This window comes from Bradyrhizobium sp. S3.3.6 (assembly GCF_040546905.1).
In the GTDB taxonomy this organism is placed as follows: Bacteria; Pseudomonadota; Alphaproteobacteria; order Rhizobiales; family Xanthobacteraceae; genus Bradyrhizobium; species Bradyrhizobium cytisi.
This window is the reverse complement of record NZ_JBEPOT010000003.1, coordinates 666,359-682,937: the sequence shown is the minus strand read 5'-3', so window position 1 is coordinate 682,937 and position 16,579 is coordinate 666,359. Positions and strand designations below refer to the sequence as shown.

Sequence of the window (16,579 nt, the reverse complement as noted above, 5' to 3'; positions counted from 1 at the left end):
CGTAGGCAAAATCCGAGAGAGAGCGGCGGCTCAGACCTTGCGGGGCTTCAGCCGGATCGGCGCATCCATGCCGTGCTTGGCGCGCCAGGCAGGGCCGGGGCCGCGCATGTAGTGCAGTTCGGGCCTGTAGGGGTTGAAGGCCGTGGCGAAGAAGCGCTTCCAGAAGCCCTTGATCTCCGAGACGAGCGCAGAGGTGCGGCCGGCTTGTGCCGGAACAGGAAGGGAATGGGTCTCGATCAGAGCCATGATGGGCCTCGCTGTGCTCCCCGTTCATTCTGAGCGGGTGGCGCTGTTGCCGCGCGAAACCGAGCTTTGGCCTGCTTTATTAAAAAATGGTTTCAATTGTCCGGATCGGGCTCCGGATGGTATCTGCCCAGTATTCATCCGTGGTGAACGGAGGGAAAACATTGCCCTTTGGGGGCGGGATCGCTACATCGGCAGCAAGCAAATATCCTCAAATTGAAGGTTTCACGGGACCGATGGCGCGCCAATTTGTCTACTTCATGGACGGCCTGACCAAGAGCTACCCGACCCGCAAGGTGCTCGACAATATCCGCCTGAGCTTTTACCCGGACGCCAAGATCGGCGTTCTCGGCGTCAACGGCTCCGGTAAGTCGACCCTGCTCAAGATCATGGCGGGCCTGGACAAGGAGTACACCGGCGAGGCCTGGGTCGCCGAGGGCGCGCGCGTCGGCTATCTCGAGCAGGAGCCGCACCTCGATCCGAAGCTTTCCGTGCGCGAGAACGTCATGCTGGGCGTCGCCAAGCAGAAGGCCATCCTCGATCGCTACAATGAGCTGGCGATGAATTATTCCGAGGAGACCGCAGACGAGATGACCAAGCTGCAGGACGAGATCGAGGCCCAGGGCCTCTGGGATCTCGACAGCAAGGTCGACCAGGCGATGGACGCGCTGCGCTGCCCGCCCGACGATGCCGATGTGACGAAGCTCTCCGGCGGTGAGCGCCGCCGCGTCGCGCTGTGCAAGCTGTTGCTTGACCAGCCCGAGCTGTTGTTGCTGGACGAACCGACCAACCATCTCGACGCCGAGTCGGTGTCGTGGCTCGAAGGCCATCTGCGCAGCTATCCCGGCGCGATCCTGATCGTCACCCACGATCGCTACTTCCTCGACAACGTCACGAGCTGGATCCTCGAGCTCGATCGCGGCAAGGGCATTCCCTACGAGGGCAACTATTCGTCCTGGCTGGTGCAGAAGCAGAAGCGGCTCGAGCAGGAAGGCCGCGAGGACGCCGCGCACCAGAAGACGATTGCACGCGAGCAGGAGTGGGTGGCCTCTTCGCCGAAGGCACGTCAGGCCAAGTCGAAGGCGCGCTACCAGCGCTATGAGGATCTGCTCAAGCAGGCGAGCGAGAAGCAGACCCAGACCGCGCAGATCATCATTCCCGTCGCCGAGCGGCTCGGCGCCAATGTCGTGGATTTCGAGGCCCTCAGCAAAGGCTATGGCGATCGCCTGCTGATCGACGATCTCACCTTCAAGCTGCCGCCCGGCGGCATCGTCGGCGTGATCGGGGCGAACGGCGCCGGCAAGACCACGTTGTTCAAGATGATCACCGAGCAGGAGCAGCCGGACAAGGGCACCATCACGGTCGGCGAGACCGTGCATCTCGGTTATGTCGACCAGTCGCGCGACGCGCTCGATGGCAGCAAGAACGTGTGGGAAGAGATCTCCGGCGGCAACGAGCTGATCCTGCTCGGCAAGAAGGAAGTGAACTCGCGCGGCTATTGCTCCTCGTTCAACTTCAAGGGCGCCGACCAGCAGAAGAAGGTCGGTGCGCTCTCCGGCGGTGAGCGCAACCGCGTCCATCTCGCCAAGATGCTGAAGTCCGGCGCCAACGTGCTGCTGCTCGACGAACCGACCAACGACCTCGACGTCGACACGCTGCGCGCGCTCGAAGAGGCGCTGGAGGATTTCGCCGGCTGCGCCGTCATCATCAGCCATGATCGCTGGTTCCTCGACCGCATCGCCACCCACATCCTGGCCTTCGAAGGCGACAGCCATGTCGAGTGGTTCGAAGGCAACTTCCAGGATTACGAAAAGGACAAGATGCGCCGGCTCGGCCAGGACAGCGTCATTCCGCACCGCGTGAAGTACAAGAAGCTGACGCGGTGACTGCGTGATGATGCGGCGGACGCTCATCGCTGCGGTGATCGTGATCACCTGTGGCTGGTCGTCCGCCCACGCCGCCGACGCAGCCTTCACGCAATTCATCGCCTCGCTCTGGCCGGAAGCGCAAGAGGCCGGCGTCTCGCGCGCGACGTTCGATCAACAGACGCGCGGGCTCGAGCCGGATTACAAGCTGCCTGATCTGATCCTGCCCGGGCGGCCCGCGACCGGCGCGCCGTCGCAGGCCGAGTTCGTGCAGGTGCCGGCGGACTATGTCAGGGAAGGCTCGATTGCGAATCTCGCGGGCGAGGGGCAGCGGTTGCTGCAGAGATACAATGCCGCGCTGACGAAGATCGAGAAGAATTCCGGCGTGCCGGCCACCGTCATGCTCGCGATCTGGGGCCGCGAGACCGACTACGGCCGCTATACGCTGCCCTACGATCTCGTTCGCGTGCTGGCGACGCAGGCCTATGTCGGCCGGCGCAAGGACACCTATCGCAACGAGTTCATCCTCTCGCTGAAGATCCTCGGCGAGGGCGTGGTGACGCGCAAGGACATGCGCTCGTCCTGGGCCGGCGCCACCGGGCTCACGCAGTTCCTGCCGTCCGAATATTACAAGCACGGCGTCGATTTCGACGGCGACAGCCGCATCGACATCTGGCACTCGGTGCCGGATGCGCTGGCCTCTGCTGCGCAGCAGCTCGTCAACAAGGGCTGGCAGGGCGGTGTGCGCTGGGCCTATGAGGTGAAGGCGCCGGCGAAGGTCGACTGCACCACCGGCGTGCCCGAGGTGACGAAGCCGATCGGCCAGTGGTTGCGTGAAGGCTTTGTGCCGGTGCGCGGCGAGCGGCTCAGCGCGGCGGAGCAGGCGCAGCCGGCATCACTGCTCCAGCCGGAGGGCATCTATGGTCCGGCGTTCCTGACCACGAAGAACTACTTCGTCATCAAGGAATATAATTTCTCCGATCTCTATGTGCTGTTCGTCGGTCATCTGAGCGACCGCATGACGAGCCCGCTCCCGTTCGCGACGCCGTGGTCCGCGTCGAAGCAATTGCGCACCAAGGACGTCGAGACGATGCAGCGCGGGCTGACGCGCGCCGGGCTCTACAAGGACAAGATCGACGGCAAGGCCGGCATGCAGACGCGCGCAGCTCTCGGCGTCTATCAGAAGTCGGCCGGGCTCAAGGTCGATTGCTGGCCGAGCGAAGAGGTGCTGCGTTCGATCCAGGCGGCGCGCTAACAAAGCCGCCAAAAAAGAAAAAGCCCGGCCGATGGTCGCGGCCGGGCTTCGATCGCGGCGCTCATGAGCGCCTTGCGATCAGATCAGTAGCAGACGCGAACCGGACGAACGGTCCAGCCATAGCCGTCCCAATAGCGCTGGCGCTGCCAGTAGCAGGGCGGGGGCGGCGGGCCGGGCTCGGCCACGTACACCGGTCCGCCGTAAGCGGGACGGCTCGACGCGATGGCGCCGCCGATGATCGCGCCGCCGAGCAGGCCGGCCGCGATGCCGACACCGACGCCGTCATGGGCCTGCGCGGACGGAGTGGCGGTCACCAGCGAACCGGCGACCGTCGCAACCGTGAGGGCGGCAACAATAGTCTTCTTCATGCTCTTGGCTCTCCTGGGAGATGGACGCACCTCGTTAGGAGCGTCCGGGTTTGAAAGGTTCACGCACACGCTGATGGAATTGGCCTTGCAGCTAGGAAGCGCGCAAATGGTCAATCCACGGTAAACGCACACAGAGCTGTGACGAGAAAAAGCGGTCTTTTTCGGGCCCGGAGATGAACGGCGCATCCGTAGTGAACCGGCTCAACCCGGTCGACTGAATCGAACCGGTCTAACGCGCCTCAGCCACAGACTCGGACGCGGCGGATGCGCCAGGCGTAGCCGTCCCAGAAGCGCTGCTTCTGCCAGACACAGCCATCGCCGTAATAGTCGTCGGCGACGTAGCCGGGACCCGGTGCGTAATAACGGGGCGGATAGTAGCCGGGGCCGTAGCCCGGACCATACGCGTAGCCGGGACCGGGTCCGTAATAATACGGAGAGGCTAGCGCGCCACCGACGATCGCGCCGCCGATGATCCCGGCGGCGACACCGGCAGCGACACCACGCTGTGCATGGGCCGGCATACCTGCAGCCAAAACCAAGGTGGCGGCGGCAGCGACCGCCATAAGCGACTTCTTCATTTGGGCGACCTTTCACAGCGAATGCGGAACTCTTGCGGCCAAAGTTCCATACTTCGTTTGAACGATCAATGAACGGCGCATCGGCCGGGTGCGACCAATTGGTAGAAATGGCCGATTTCATGCCTGGGAGGCGAACATGAACATCCTGACCAATGCCCTGATCGCCGTCGCGGCCGTCGGCGTGGTCGGCTATGCCCTGATGAGCCATTTACAGAGCCGCGCCCCACGCCCGCGCGCCCGGGCAGGCGGCGACGGCGGAAGCGATACTTATTCGGATACCACGAATGAGGGCGTCTCGCTCGGAAGCTGGTTCTCCAGCGACAGTTCCGGAAGCTCAACCGACAGCGGAGGCTGCTCCACGAGCGATAGCGGCGGGGGTGGAGATTGCGGAGGCGGGAGCGATGGTGGGGGAGGCGGGAGCAGCGATTAGGCCCGATCAGACATCATCTTGATCCAGCGCAACTCTCTATTTTAGAGCCGTTCTAGGCCTGTTTCCGGGCCAGTTTGGAATAGCTTGAAATACCGGTTTTTCCTTTTGCATCCGGACGGCTCCTTAAATATCGATGATGGCGCATCACCGAAGGGCCTACCGCTTCCATGATCGTTTGTTCCTGTAACGTGCTGAGCGATGACGACATCCGCGCCGCCGTCGCCGAGTCCGACGATGCCGTGCGTCATGCCAAGCAGATCTATGGATGCCTCGGCTGCAGCGCCGAATGCGGCCGCTGCGCCCGCACCATCAAGACCATTATCGACGAAGCGCTCGGCCCCTGTGCCAAGTCGTGCTGCTCCGGCTGTCCGCACAGCCACACCGTGGCCGCCAATGACGAGGCGGCCCAGCCTGCCCAGTTCGCCCTCGCGGCCTGCTGAAAACTTCCGCAAATTTGGCTGAGCTTTCCCCGGCTGCGTCTCCGTAGCCGGTTGCCCTCGTTCGTAAACTCATTTAGAAGCGTTCTAAACTCGGTTTAGGGCCGATTTGGACTGCAAGAGCTGGAGTGAACCATGCAGGGCGACGCAAAAGTTATCGACTATCTCAACAAGGCGCTGCGTCACGAACTGACTGCGATCAACCAGTACTGGCTGCACTACCGCTTTCTCGACAATTGGGGTCTCCGCGACATGGCCAAGGTCTGGCGCAAGGAGTCCATCGAGGAGATGGAGCACGCCGACAAGCTCACTGAGCGGATTTTGTTCTTCGACGGCTTCCCGAACATGCAGGTGCTCGATCCCCTGCGCATCGGTCAGAACGTCAAGGAGATCATCGAGTGCGATCTCGCCGCCGAGATGAGCGCGCGGGCGCTCTACCAGGAGGCGGCGACCTACTGCCACAGCGTCAAAGACTACGTCACGCGCGACCTGTTCGAGAAGCTGATGAGCGACGAGGAGCATCACATCGACTTCCTCGAAACCCAGCTCGACCTGATCGGCCGCATCGGCCTCGAGCTCTACACCCAGAAGCACGTCGGCGGGCTCGAGGGCGAGGGACACTAAGCTCCGGCGGCAGCCGCGCACTCCAGCGTCGTCCCGGCGAAGGCCGCGACGACGCTGTGATCTAGAGCTGCGTCTTGTAGCGCTCTTCCACGATCTCCTGGCTCTCCGGCTCGCCGAGGCTGGTCTGGTCGTGGATGACCTGGCTGATGCTCGGCATCACCGAGCGCTGCACCTTCTCCGGCGCCCAGAGCTTTGAGCGCATCAGCGCCTTGCCGCAGTGGAAATAAACTTCGTTGACAGCAACGCTCAGCACCGCGCGCGGCGGCTTGCCGAACTCGACCATCGAAGCGAGCAAATCCGGGTCGGCCGACAGCGCGCCGCGCCCGCCGACGCGCAGCGTCTCGTCGATGCCCGGCACGAAGAACAGCAGATGCACGAAGCCCGAGCCCTCGACGACGTTGCGGAAACTGTCGATGCGGTTGTTGCCGGCACGGTCGGGCATCAGTAGTTGATTGGGGCCGGCGACGTGGACGAATCCGATGCTGCCGCCGCGCGGCGAGGCGTCGACGCTGCCGTCGGTGCCTGATGTCGCGAGCACGCAGAACGGCGACATCTCGATGAACTTCTTCGCATGCGCGTCGATCGCGGGACGCGCCTTTGCGATCACGCGCGGGGTCGGCTTCGCATAGATGGTGGCGAGGTCTTCGGCGCAAAGGTCGGTCAACGGCATGCCTCCAGATCGGTTCGGCGTCAAACTACCCGATCGGGCCATGTCCGCCAACGATATCTATCTTAAGACGTTAAACTGCGTCGGCGGGCACGAAGCAATTGATGATGATGGTGCCGCGGTGGTGGACGTACCACACCACGGCCTGGCCGACCGGATTGCCGCGATCGCGGATGATGGCGCGCTCGGGCACCTCCATCCATTGTCCCTCGATCGGCACCCAATACGTGCCTTTGCGCACGTCGTAGTCGGTGCGATGGCCATCGGAGATGTCGCAGCAAGGTACGCCGTTCGGCGCGATTACACTCTTGAACCAGGCGCGGATGTCGGGCGAAACGTTGTCGTACTGGCCGTTGTCGAACGCGAACGCGGCGCTCGTCATCGCGGCGAGCCAAACGCACAGCGCAAGCCTGTGCATGCGATCCTCCTCATCGCGTGTCGATTCGTATCGTTGACGCGATTAAGCCCGAGCCGTCGGCTCATTGCATGCTCAAATAATATGCGGCGCCGAGGCGCCGCATATGATGCGTTGCGATATCGGGGCAGCTCTGGCGATGCCTACATCGTGCGCTGCGGCGCGGTTTGCAGCAGTTGCCGAACCTGCTCGCTGTAGAATTTTGCGTTGCCGGTGGTGCCGTGGCCGCGCGTCTCGGTGGTTGCGGGGATGAGATACAGCTTGCCGTTCTTGACCCGCTTCATCGCAGCGTCCGTCACGCCGGTCTCTGGCGGGTTGCGCTCGTCGTCGGCGGAATTGACCAGCAACAGCGAGGCCTCGATTCCCTCCAGCTTTTCGGCGGCATTGTAGTCGTGCGAGGACTCCCACTGGTAGACGAAGTCGTTGGCATCCGCCGTGATCGGCGTCGCCAGCCGTTCGTCGACGATCTTGTCCGCCTTCGCCGCGGTCGGCGCCTGTTGCTGATAGGCGAGTGTGCCGCCGATGCTGGCGATGCCGTAGGCCGTGATGGCGTACTTCATCATGCGCGGCTGGCTGGCGTAATTGCCGCCATTGTAATCGGGATCGTTGCGGATGGTGTCGAGCATGATCCGCCGCATCATCCAGTTGCGCGACGCCATTTCGCTCGGCTGCGAGGCCATCGGCACCAGCGCGTCCATGTCCTTGGGATATGCCTCGCCCCACAGCCAGGTCTGCATTCCGCCCATGGAATTGCCGATCACGAGCCGCAGATGCTTGACGCCGAGGCCTTCGGTTACGAGGCGATGCTGCGCCTCGACCATGTCGTCGTAATTGTATTTCGGGAAGCTCGTCTTCATGCCGTCGGACGGCTTTGACGATTTGCCGTGGCCGATCGCGTCGGGAATGATGATGTAATATTTGGACGCATCGAGCGGCTGTCCGGCGCCGAACATCTCGCCGGCGAAGGCGGGTGTCAGCATGCTCGCGCCCGAGCCGCCGGTGCCGTGCAGCACCAGCACCGGTTGTCCGGTCGGTTCACCGACAGTGGTGTAATGCAGCTTCAGCTCCGGCATGACTTCGCCGGTGTGGAACTTGAAATCCCTGGCGACCCAATCGCCTTGTTTCGGCGCCGGATAGTCGGCGGCGAATACCGATGTTGAGATGGACAGCACAACGGCCGACAGCGCCGCGCAAGAAACTTTCATGTTTGTCTCCCCATGTGCGGCTCATGGCTCGTGGCCGCGTTGCGCGCGATCTTATCAGCAGGCCGCCTGGGATCGAGAGCGGACCGCTGCTCACCCCCTGAAAAACATTTCCTCGATGTTGCGGCGCGCAAGTGGAATATTCGGACCCCTGTGACATGCGGCTGCATGCGATGTAGAATTTCGGCTTCTCCATCCGTCCTTGGATCAAATCGGGCTTCTACGGGAGAGACTGCATGTGCCGCAACATCAAGACGCTGTTCAATTTCGAGCCGCCCGCGACCGAGGACGAGATTCATGCCAGCGCGCTCCAGTTCGTGCGAAAGCTCTCCGGCTTCAACAAGCCGTCGCAGGCCAATGAGGCGGCATTCGACCGCGCGGTCGCCGAGGTCTCGGAGGCTGCGCGAAAACTGCTGACTTCGCTGCACACCCATGCACCGACGCGCGACCGCGAGGTCGAGGCGACGAAAGCGAAGGAACGTTCGCGGCTGCGCTTCGGTTAGCGGTTCCGCCGGGCACGACCGTGATCTGGCTCACGGAAGCGATGCCCATCACGCGCGATGATGTTCGCCGGGGTTTTGACAACCCGGAGCACGATCATGAGCCGCCGCCTTCTTCCACTGAAAGCAGGTGCCATCGTTTTCACGCTGTTGTGGACCGCGTGGATGATGTGGTGGAGCGGCTCGTTCTCGAGCGCGAATGTGGTGATCCTGGCCGTTTGCGGCGCAGCGGTGGGTTATCTCTGGTACCGCGCCATGCGCTGGCAATTCGAGCGCATGGGCATGCTGCCGCGGCGTGAGGATCAGGCGAAGTAGGCGCCTGCTGGTCCTAGTGGCCGTGCTTCTTCTTTTTCTTCTTTTTCTTGTGCGCGTCGCCTTCGGCATCGTCGCTCTCGGCGTCGTCGTCGGAGGATGCATCTTCAGCCTCGTGCACGGCGGCCTCTAACGCGGCGCGCTCCGCGGCCTCCTGCTCGCGCTGGCGGCGACGCTCGTCCCAGGCGTCGAACAACTGCTCGAGCCACGGCAGCACCTGCTCGATCGACGGCAATTGGCCGGGCGGACCGGCCTCGCCGCGCGGGCCTTGAGGGCCGGCGGGGCCTTGCGGACCCACGGCGCCCTGCGGTCCGGCTGTGCCACGCGCACCGGCTTCGCCCGGCTTGCCCGGCAGACCGGCCTTGCCCTGCGCTCCGGCCTTTCCGGCCGGTCCCGGCTTGCCCTGCGGTCCCGGCTTGCCGCGTGCGCCGTCGGGGCCCCGCTTGCCCGGATGACCCTGCGGCCCCGGCCGTCCCGGCTCGCCCTGCCGTCCGCGCGGACCCTGAGATCCCTGCCGTCGCTGATCGTCTGCCACGCCGCTGCTCCTTCTGCGCACGCAAGTTACTTAGCGGCGTTTGACGACAGCAGCAATTCCGCCCGCGCATGATGCCGGGCTTGATTAACATCAATCGGCCCGACGGGGCACGGCCCCACGCGTCAATCGTGATACGCCGGCACCTCGATGCCGGAGGCCGCGTACAGCCTGATCTTATTGCGCAGCGTGCGCACCGACAGGCCGAGCACGCGCGAGGCGCGCGTGCGGTTGCCGTCGCAGCGCGCGAGCGTCTGAAGCACGAGCTCACGCTCGACCTCGCCGACGGTCGCGCCGATCAAAAGTGGAACGATCTCGTTGGGTGCAAGGAATTGCGCGCCTTGCTCGGGCGCCGCGACGTGAACAGTGGTCATCAACATACTCCCCGATCAACGCCCGCTTCCATCGTTGGAAGCGGATCGAGAACAACGACCCCCAAGCCGTAGATCTACGGTGGCCGGGTTTGGTTAATGAAAGGTTAATCGCGCGCCATCGCACGAATTGACCTTGGGAATGCCGCCGCGCCGCCGCGATTGGCACGAGATGCATAGCGATGCGGACCGATCTCGCCTCTCACACTGTGCGATATCCGCCGTCCACCATCACGATTGTTCCCGTGACGTAGGACGACAGGTCCGAGGCGAGGAAGATCGCGGGGCCGACGATGTCCTCGGGCTTGCCGGCGCGCGCCAGCGGAGTGTGATCGACGAAGGCCTGCACCAGCGCGGGATTGGTGGCGCGTACATTGGCGTTGAGATTGGTCTCGATGAAGCCCGGCCCGATCGCGTTGACGCGCACGCCCTCCTTGCCGAGCTCGACCGCGAGCGCCTTGGTGAAGCCGAGCACGCCATGCTTCGAGGTCGTGTACGCCGCCGAGCTTGGCGTGCGCAGATGCACGAAAGACTGGATCGAGCCGATATTGACAATGCGGCCCTTGCTCGCGCGCAACGGCGCGAGAAAGGCCTGCGTTGTGTTGAAGACGCCGTTGAGGTTGAGCGAGATGATGTCGTTCCAGTCCTTCGCCACGGTCTCCGTCTCCGCGGTGAAGGGGTTGCGGCGGGTGATGCCGGCATTGTTGACGAGGATCGAGACCTGCCCGACCTTGTCGGCGACGGTCTTTGCCAGCGCAAAGCAATCGTCGCGCCTGGTGACGTCGAGCGCAAAGCTCTCGGCCTTGCCGCCGGCCTTGCGGATCTCTTGGGCCGCCTCCGCGACCGTTTCGGCATTGACGTCGAGCAGCACGACCTGCGCACCCTCGCGCGCATAGCCGGCGGCGATCGCCCGGCCGATGCCGGAACCCGCGCCCGTGACGACAGCGATGTGGTTTGCAAGCAATGCCATGACATTTTCCTCCCGGATTCGTTTCTAAGTTTCATGAAAGGCTAACTCGAAATTAAGGGGTCGGAAACGGCCGCCTTGGCATACTGATTTCCATTGCTAAACGTTGCGCGCATGATGGAACGACTTGAATCCTGGAAATTGGCGCTCGAGCGCCTGCGGTCGGCGGAATTCGCCGACTGGGCCGAGGTAGGGCGGCTGGTGGCCGAGATCGTGCGGATGAGCAGCGATGCCACGCTGCGGCAGGCCGCCGAGCAGGCGCTGCCCGTGCTGCGCCAGGCCGCGGACAATGACGATCGTGGTGTCACGCTGGCGGCCCGGCGCCGCCTAGGCGTGATCCTCGACGTCGTCCATGATCTGACCGCGCCGCGCTTCGGCCGCCGCAACGCGGCGCCGAAGAAACTGTCCAGCGAGGATCGCGCGCGCAAGATGCTGGGCCTGCCGCTCGCGGTGCAGCTCACCTGCGACGACATCAACCAGGCCTATCGCCGCGCCGCCAAGGGCATACATCCCGACCAGGGCGGCAGCGCGCAGGCCTTCATCGACCTTTCCACCGCGCGCGACGTTTTGATTCATCCCGGCGCGCACAAGGACGCGTGAGGGCGCCTCAGCTCTTGTTGACGCAGCTCGGATAGGGCGCGGCTTCGCCCGGCGTGATCGGGCAGAGGTCGATCGGGCCCAGATCGCGCAGGCGGGCTTCCCAGCGGTCGTCGTTGACCGGCGGCTCGTCGCTTTCGGGGCCGCGCTCGGCCCATTGGACGGTGTAATAGTCGGTCGCGCCCTTGAGCGTGATCAGCAGCGCGGTTTCGCTGTGCCGCGTCGGGCCGCTGTCGATGCGGCCGCATCCGATCACGGCAACAAAGCCCTCGAAGCGGCCGAACGTGGTGGCGCCCAGCGGCCTGGCGGCAAAGCTGTCGGGACAGGCCGTCTTGAACCCGCCTGCGATGGTGCCTGCGAAGATCTGCGGCGATGCGCCTGGCGTCAGCGTCATGCCCTTCTCGCCGGTGACGGTGATCATCTGCGTCCAGCGCTCGGGCGTCTCGCCCTTGAGCACGGCTTCGCGGATGTAGTGGCCGCCTTTGGTGTCCTCGAACACGGCAGCGAAAGTCGACGGCATCGCGAAGCTGACGAGCTGGCCGAAGATCGGCGAGATCACGCGAAGGGATTGCGGAGCCTGCGCCTGCGCCGTTGCGGCGAGCAGGAGCGATGCGGTGAGAGCGGCTGGCAACATCGTCCGTGCGCGCATCGGCCTGCTCCAAAAATCCGGGTTAAAAAAAACGACCGGGCAAGGATGCTGGCATCGCATCCTTGCCCGGCCCTTGTCGTCCGCCGATCGAATTCTTACCAGCTGCAGTGACCGGCCTTCAACGCGTGATCCTTCAGGGCGAGCGGACTGGCGGATCGGCTCAGAGCGTGCAGCGGCGCTCGGCGCGCAGCTTGATCTGGAGCTCGGAGGCGGCCGTGAAGGTCGGGACCGGCTTGCTGACGACCTTGTAGGTCGAGGCGCCCCACTGGAACGGCTTGTAGCGGAGGTCTTCGTTCCAGACCTGGCAGATGCCGGTGTTGTCCCAGCGGATCACGTAATAGCCGACCGCCGCGGAGGCCGGCACGGCAAACACGGAGGTGGCGATGCCGGCAACGGCACAGAGGGCGAGAACGCGACGCATGCAAAATCTCCTGATGGGGAAGTGTGACCTGAAAATTCGTGCGGTAAAAGCAGGTCCTTTGCAAGCCGAGGAGCGGCCGTTCACGGATATGTCAGATGGAGTCGTGCACTTGGTTCGGCCGAGTGCCCGGCAAGACACACGCGCTTAGCATGGCTCACTTCGCCAGCGAGGCCACCGCCTCGATCTCGATCAGCATCTTTGGATCGGGCAGGGCCTGCACCACGCAGGTGGTGCGTGCAGGAAAAGGCGGCGGGCCGAACGCGCCGGCATAGAGCGCATTCATCGCGGCAACGTCTGAGGCGCGGGTCAAGAGTACGTTGACCTTGGCGAGGTCGCGCATCGTGACGCCGGCCTCGTTCAGCACGCGCTTGATGTTGACGACGACATTGGCGAACTGCGCCTCGAAGCCGTCGGGCAGCGCACCGTTGGCGTCGAAGCCGGGAATGCCGGAGACGAACAGCAGGTCGCCGACGCGGGTCGCGAACGAGAGCGGCGGCGCCTTGACGTGCGGCGGGGGCGCGAAATGCTGGATCGGCATGGGGACCTCGGATGTAACATTGATGGCGTTCGCGAGGAGCGTAGCGGCATGCGGGGCCTGCTCCAACAGGAAACGCGAAAACAACCCCATGCACAGTAGAAATGATTGGCGGAATTGGAATTCGGGAAGGAAGAAATATCGCTTGACCCGTCGGGCAAAACACCGGCAGGATGGCATGGTGGCGATCATGCCCGAGAGGCCGGAATCCATCCACCCGTCATTGCGAGCGCAGCGAAGCAATCCAGACTGCCTCCGCGGAAAGATTCTGGATTGCTTCGCTCTGCTCGCAATGACGGAGGATGCGGACCTTCCGCGAGTCCAGTCGCCACCGCACTTGCAGAAGCTCCCGCCATCATGTTGCCGCCGCGATCGATCGGATAGATTGCAGCATCTGATTCGCATTCCCCTTGAAAAATAGCCCCCGGAGACGCCCCATGAAGATTGCTTCCACCTTGCGTGCCGCGCTCGTCGCCATTGCCGCGCTGGCCGGCCTCTCGACCGCGGCGCAGGCCGATGGCGGCACCGTGGTGCTGACGATCTACAAGGCGGGCTGGTTCATCGGCGGTTCTGGCGGGAGCGGCGTGCTGAACTTCCGCGGCCGCTCCTATTCGCTCTCGACCGGCGGGCTCGATTACGGGCTCGTGTTCGGCGGCTCCAAGACCGTGCTGCGCGGCCGCGTCTCCAACATCAACCGTCCCTCCGATGTCGCCGGCGTCTACGGCGCCGCCGGTGCCGGCCTCGCCGTCGGCCGCGGCGCCCGCGCCATCGTGCTGACCAACCAGAAGGGCGCGGTGCTGGAGCTGTCGGGCTACCAGACCGGCCTGATGGCGAACGCGGATCTGAGCGGGCTTGCGATTACGATGCGGTAGAAGACGGTGCCGTAGGACTCGGTGCCGTAGGGTGGGCAAAGGCGCGCAAGCGCCGTGCCCACCATCGGTGTCAGTGGTACGCGAAAAAAGTTGGTGGGCACGCTTCGCTTTGCCCACCCTACAGGACCTGCGGATTACGCGCTCACCATCGCATGAACCCGTTCGCAATGCGCGACGAGGTTGTTCTGCGCATCGACGAACGCCTTCAGCGGCGTCGGGATCGGAAAGTAGTAGATGTTCGCGATGAAACCGTAGATGCCGGCATCGCAGCTGGTCGGCCGCTCGCCATCCACGAAGCCGTTCGCGGGCACGATCTCGGCCAGCACCTGCAAGTCAGCCAGCCCTCGCGCATAAGCCTGTTCGGGCGTGTAGCGGCCGATGCCCTGGTAGTGATAGCGCTGCGCATTGTAGGCCTTCGCCTTCGCGAACCCGGCGGCATCGATCTGCGGATGCTGCGCGATGAAGCCGTCGCGAAATGCGGGAAAATAACGCTCGTCCTTCCAGCGCGAATAGGACATCACCCAGTAGAGGTCATCCAGCATGCGCGTGACGAAATGATGGGTGCGGCGCTGCGCAGGCGACAGCGCGGCATCGATGGTCAGATAATACTTCGCGATCGCATGCGCGATGATCGTCTCGCTGTCGCCGATGGTCTCGCCGTCATCGACGACATAAGGCAGCTGCCCGCGCGGTGCGGTGGAGGCATCGAACACGTGCTCGTGCACGAACGGCACGCCGGCGAGCTTCAGGAAGGCATAGACCTTGAGCCCATAGCCGTTGTTGTCGGCGACGCCGAACAGTTGCGGGTAGGAATAGAGGGTCAACATGGTGGCTCCGTTTATTCGCGGGCCGGTTCGTCCGCCCGTGTGCCGGTGATGTTCGCCTGTGCGCGCTTGCTGGCGCGGATCATCAAGAACGATCCTGATGTGCCCGGCAGCCGCCAGCGACCGTCGATCTCGGTCGCCTCTCCGTTCATGATGCCGTCGTACTGGACAATGTCGAAGCCGTAACCCGGCGGCTCGTAGCGCTTGACAAAGGACACGACGCTGCCGGCGCGATGGCCCGTGACCGAGGCGCTGTGGGTGCGTAAGGGGCAGCGCGGATTCGAGCAGGGTTCGGTGACGTGGCCTTCGATCGCGCCGCCGGCCTCGACCAGCGTCGCCGTGAACGTGACCATTCCCGTGCCGGGTTGGATGTAAGTGCCGTCCCAGACACCGGAGAGATCGTCGCTCACAGCAGTGGCTTCCTCGACATGATGAGCGCCGGTTGAGGCCCGGCTGTTCCGTCCCACGTTCTTCCGCTCCAAGTCGTATCGCCGCCATCACGCCCTTGCAATAGTCCGCACGCGACGTCGATCGATCGGAGGATGCCAACCGTTCGGCGGGCGGAATTTGGAGAGGCAATCGCTGTAGCACTGTGGCCGGAAGCTGGTACATTGATGCTGATTTCCTCACCCCGTCGCGAGAGCTGCGCATGCTCGACAGTTTCGTATGGCCCGAGCCTGACGGGGCTCCCGACGAGATACTGTTCCGCAACGTCCGCGAACACGGCTGTCATCTGATGGGCATCGCCGCCGAGGCGCAGGCCCCGGCTTATGTTTTCTCGATCGGTCTCTACCTCAATTACGCGCACGCCGAACTGGTCTTGTTCGGGCTCGACCCAACAGACGCTTGCGCTGTTATCAACGCCGTTCGCGACCGCGCTGCTGCGGGACAGCGCTACGTCGCCGGCGACGTCTGCGACGACCTTCCGCTCGATCGGAAGGTCTGCTTCGTCGAGGTGCCGCTCGAGGTCTACGATGCCTATCTGGGCACGGCGATCTGGTTCTATGCAAAGCTGCCGCGGCCGTTTCCCTGCCTCCAGATCGTGTGGCCGGATCAGGACGGGCGGTTTCCATGGGAGGCTGGATGCGATGCGCGGCTGAAGGATCATCAGCCGCTGTTGCGGCCGCTTTCGTGAGAGGCTGATCCAGCGTGGTCGCAAAGGGTGCCGTAGGGTGGGCAAAGGCGCGCAAGCGCCGTGCCCACCATCGGTGTCAGTGGTACGCGAGAAAGTTGGTGGGCACGCTTCCGCTTTGCCCACCCTACGAGACTTGCAATAATCCGCGCGCGACGTCGATTAATCGGAGGATGCCCGGCATCAACGGTTTGGCGGAGGCCAGGCAACCTCTCGGGATCGAAAAAAGTGCTGTTCCGCCTGTCGGATCACCGGCCGCGCGTTCGTCCTTCGAGCGACGGCGCGCGTGCGCGTCCGGTTTCGCAGAAGGATATCCGCACATGACGTCCATCACGCCGTTTCTTTGGTTCGACAACAACGTTCCGGAGGCCGTCGCCTTCTACAAATCGGTGTTCCCCAACGCCAAAGTCGAGGCCGTGAGCGACTTCATGGCGGTGTTCGAGCTGGAAGGGCAGCGCTTCAACGCGCTCAACGGCGGGCCGCAGCACCGCTTCAACGAGGCGGTGTCGTTCTTCATCAGCGTGGAGACGCAAGGCGAGGTGGACTATTTCTGGAGCCGCCTCACCGCCGACGGCGGTGCGGAATCCAAATGCGGCTGGCTCAAGGATAAATTTGGGCTCTCCTGGCAGGTGGTTCCGACAGCGCTTGGCCGCTATCTCGGCGACCCCGACCGGACCAAGGCCAACCGCGTCATGCAGGCCATGATGGGGATGAAGAAGATCGTGGTTGCCGATCTGGACAAGGCGTATGCAGGGTGAGGGCTGACGGTGCGGTAGGGTGGGC

General features: G+C 63.8%; 26 protein-coding genes. 12 read left to right on the top strand and 14 right to left on the bottom strand.

The window, feature by feature from the left end; translation table 11 throughout:
• Positions 1 to 30 precede the first annotated feature (30 nt).
• Positions 31 to 246, bottom strand: coding sequence for a hypothetical protein (locus tag ABID59_RS12100; protein WP_148750594.1), 216 nt, complete (start codon positions 244 to 246; stop codon positions 31 to 33).
• Here ABID59_RS12100 and ABID59_RS12095 point away from each other — a divergent pair.
• The 3 genes from ABID59_RS12095 to ABID59_RS12085 are packed head-to-tail and all read left to right on the top strand — an operon-like array spanning position 245 to position 3,363.
• Entirely contained in the window at positions 245 to 463 is a 219-nt protein-coding gene (locus tag ABID59_RS12095) for a hypothetical protein (RefSeq protein ID WP_354083521.1), read from the top strand. The genes ABID59_RS12100 and ABID59_RS12095 overlap by 2 nt on opposite strands.
• 16 nt (positions 464 to 479) lie before the next feature.
• Positions 480 to 2,129 carry an energy-dependent translational throttle protein EttA gene (ettA, locus tag ABID59_RS12090; RefSeq protein ID WP_354037302.1) on the top strand — a complete coding sequence of 550 codons (1,650 nt, stop codon included), beginning with the start codon at positions 480 to 482 and terminating at the stop codon, positions 2,127 to 2,129.
• A gap of 7 nt (positions 2,130 to 2,136) precedes the next feature.
• A complete protein-coding gene (locus ABID59_RS12085) occupies positions 2,137 to 3,363 on the top strand; it encodes a lytic murein transglycosylase (RefSeq protein WP_354083520.1) in 1,227 nt (408 codons plus the stop codon).
• Between the two features lie 83 nt (positions 3,364 to 3,446).
• Here ABID59_RS12085 and ABID59_RS12080 read toward each other — a convergent pair whose 3' ends face one another.
• A complete protein-coding gene (locus ABID59_RS12080) occupies positions 3,447 to 3,731 on the bottom strand; it encodes a hypothetical protein (protein ID WP_148750590.1) in 285 nt (94 codons plus the stop codon).
• A 239-nt stretch (positions 3,732 to 3,970) separates the two neighbouring features.
• Positions 3,971 to 4,309: a hypothetical protein gene (locus ABID59_RS12075; protein WP_354037304.1), complete on the bottom strand. Its 339-nt coding sequence runs from the start codon at positions 4,307 to 4,309 to the stop codon at positions 3,971 to 3,973.
• Between the two features lie 136 nt (positions 4,310 to 4,445).
• Between ABID59_RS12075 and ABID59_RS12070 the strand changes: the two genes are divergently transcribed.
• The 3 genes from ABID59_RS12070 to bfr all read left to right on the top strand — a co-directional run bounded on the left by ABID59_RS12070 (position 4,446) and on the right by bfr (position 5,800).
• Entirely contained in the window at positions 4,446 to 4,739 is a 294-nt protein-coding gene (locus tag ABID59_RS12070; RefSeq protein ID WP_148750588.1) for a hypothetical protein, read from the top strand.
• A gap of 167 nt (positions 4,740 to 4,906) precedes the next feature.
• Positions 4,907 to 5,179: a (2Fe-2S)-binding protein gene (locus ABID59_RS12065; protein ID WP_148750587.1), complete on the top strand. Its 273-nt coding sequence runs from the start codon at positions 4,907 to 4,909 to the stop codon at positions 5,177 to 5,179.
• Between the two features lie 132 nt (positions 5,180 to 5,311).
• On the top strand, positions 5,312 to 5,800 hold the full coding sequence (bfr, locus tag ABID59_RS12060; RefSeq protein ID WP_148750586.1) for a bacterioferritin: 489 nt from the start codon (positions 5,312 to 5,314) through the stop codon (positions 5,798 to 5,800).
• 61 nt (positions 5,801 to 5,861) lie between these two features.
• Here bfr and ABID59_RS12055 read toward each other — a convergent pair whose 3' ends face one another.
• From ABID59_RS12055 to ABID59_RS12045, 3 genes are all read right to left on the bottom strand, one after another.
• The gene (locus ABID59_RS12055; RefSeq protein ID WP_354083519.1) at positions 5,862 to 6,464 is read right to left on the bottom strand and encodes an MSMEG_1061 family FMN-dependent PPOX-type flavoprotein; all 603 of its coding nucleotides are present in this window, start codon (positions 6,462 to 6,464) and stop codon (positions 5,862 to 5,864) included.
• A gap of 76 nt (positions 6,465 to 6,540) precedes the next feature.
• A complete protein-coding gene (locus tag ABID59_RS12050; RefSeq protein WP_148750584.1) occupies positions 6,541 to 6,885 on the bottom strand; it encodes a hypothetical protein in 345 nt (114 codons plus the stop codon).
• Between the two features lie 140 nt (positions 6,886 to 7,025).
• A complete protein-coding gene (locus ABID59_RS12045) occupies positions 7,026 to 8,087 on the bottom strand; it encodes an alpha/beta fold hydrolase (protein WP_354083518.1) in 1,062 nt (353 codons plus the stop codon).
• A gap of 233 nt (positions 8,088 to 8,320) precedes the next feature.
• On the opposite strand from ABID59_RS12045, the gene ABID59_RS12040 reads away from it, so the two are divergent.
• Both ABID59_RS12040 and ABID59_RS12035 read left to right on the top strand, forming a co-directional pair.
• Positions 8,321 to 8,587, top strand: coding sequence for a DUF2277 domain-containing protein (locus tag ABID59_RS12040; RefSeq protein WP_354083517.1), 267 nt, complete (start codon positions 8,321 to 8,323; stop codon positions 8,585 to 8,587).
• Positions 8,588 to 8,683: 96 nt separating this feature from the next.
• Positions 8,684 to 8,899 (top strand): hypothetical protein, encoded by a 216-nt coding sequence (locus tag ABID59_RS12035; RefSeq protein WP_354083516.1) that lies wholly within the window; start codon positions 8,684 to 8,686, stop codon positions 8,897 to 8,899.
• Between the two features lie 13 nt (positions 8,900 to 8,912).
• Here ABID59_RS12035 and ABID59_RS12030 read toward each other — a convergent pair whose 3' ends face one another.
• The 3 genes from ABID59_RS12030 to ABID59_RS12020 all read right to left on the bottom strand — a co-directional run bounded on the left by ABID59_RS12030 (position 8,913) and on the right by ABID59_RS12020 (position 10,769).
• On the bottom strand, positions 8,913 to 9,431 hold the full coding sequence (locus tag ABID59_RS12030; protein WP_148750580.1) for a collagen-like domain-containing protein: 519 nt from the start codon (positions 9,429 to 9,431) through the stop codon (positions 8,913 to 8,915).
• 122 nt (positions 9,432 to 9,553) lie between these two features.
• A complete protein-coding gene (locus ABID59_RS12025; RefSeq protein WP_148750579.1) occupies positions 9,554 to 9,802 on the bottom strand; it encodes a helix-turn-helix domain-containing protein in 249 nt (82 codons plus the stop codon).
• Between the two features lie 199 nt (positions 9,803 to 10,001).
• The gene (locus ABID59_RS12020; protein ID WP_148750578.1) at positions 10,002 to 10,769 is read right to left on the bottom strand and encodes an SDR family NAD(P)-dependent oxidoreductase; all 768 of its coding nucleotides are present in this window, start codon (positions 10,767 to 10,769) and stop codon (positions 10,002 to 10,004) included.
• A 111-nt stretch (positions 10,770 to 10,880) separates the two neighbouring features.
• Between ABID59_RS12020 and ABID59_RS12015 the strand changes: the two genes are divergently transcribed.
• Complete coding sequence (locus ABID59_RS12015; protein ID WP_354083515.1) at positions 10,881 to 11,366, top strand: J domain-containing protein; 486 nt, start codon at positions 10,881 to 10,883, stop codon at positions 11,364 to 11,366.
• A gap of 7 nt (positions 11,367 to 11,373) precedes the next feature.
• On the opposite strand, the gene ABID59_RS12010 is transcribed toward ABID59_RS12015, so the two are convergent.
• The 3 genes from ABID59_RS12010 to ABID59_RS12000 form a co-directional block, all read right to left on the bottom strand.
• Positions 11,374 to 11,997: a hypothetical protein gene (locus ABID59_RS12010; protein ID WP_354083617.1), complete on the bottom strand. Its 624-nt coding sequence runs from the start codon at positions 11,995 to 11,997 to the stop codon at positions 11,374 to 11,376.
• Between the two features lie 175 nt (positions 11,998 to 12,172).
• On the bottom strand, positions 12,173 to 12,433 hold the full coding sequence (locus ABID59_RS12005) for a hypothetical protein (protein ID WP_187434763.1): 261 nt from the start codon (positions 12,431 to 12,433) through the stop codon (positions 12,173 to 12,175).
• Positions 12,434 to 12,587: 154 nt separating this feature from the next.
• Positions 12,588 to 12,971 (bottom strand): RidA family protein, encoded by a 384-nt coding sequence (locus ABID59_RS12000; RefSeq protein WP_354083514.1) that lies wholly within the window; start codon positions 12,969 to 12,971, stop codon positions 12,588 to 12,590.
• A gap of 434 nt (positions 12,972 to 13,405) precedes the next feature.
• Between ABID59_RS12000 and ABID59_RS11995 the strand changes: the two genes are divergently transcribed.
• Entirely contained in the window at positions 13,406 to 13,840 is a 435-nt protein-coding gene (locus tag ABID59_RS11995) for a hypothetical protein (RefSeq protein WP_148750574.1), read from the top strand.
• Between the two features lie 134 nt (positions 13,841 to 13,974).
• Here ABID59_RS11995 and ABID59_RS11990 read toward each other — a convergent pair whose 3' ends face one another.
• Positions 13,975 to 14,667, bottom strand: a complete 693-nt coding sequence (locus ABID59_RS11990) for a glutathione S-transferase family protein (RefSeq protein ID WP_354083513.1) — start codon at positions 14,665 to 14,667, stop codon at positions 13,975 to 13,977.
• A gap of 11 nt (positions 14,668 to 14,678) precedes the next feature.
• Positions 14,679 to 15,131: a hypothetical protein gene (locus tag ABID59_RS11985; protein ID WP_246229770.1), complete on the bottom strand. Its 453-nt coding sequence runs from the start codon at positions 15,129 to 15,131 to the stop codon at positions 14,679 to 14,681.
• Between the two features lie 182 nt (positions 15,132 to 15,313).
• Between ABID59_RS11985 and ABID59_RS11980 the strand changes: the two genes are divergently transcribed.
• Both ABID59_RS11980 and ABID59_RS11975 read left to right on the top strand, forming a co-directional pair.
• Positions 15,314 to 15,799 (top strand): DUF4262 domain-containing protein, encoded by a 486-nt coding sequence (locus tag ABID59_RS11980; protein WP_148750572.1) that lies wholly within the window; start codon positions 15,314 to 15,316, stop codon positions 15,797 to 15,799.
• Between the two features lie 317 nt (positions 15,800 to 16,116).
• Complete coding sequence (locus ABID59_RS11975) at positions 16,117 to 16,554, top strand: VOC family protein (RefSeq protein ID WP_354083616.1); 438 nt, start codon at positions 16,117 to 16,119, stop codon at positions 16,552 to 16,554.
• Positions 16,555 to 16,579: the final 25 nt, after the last annotated feature.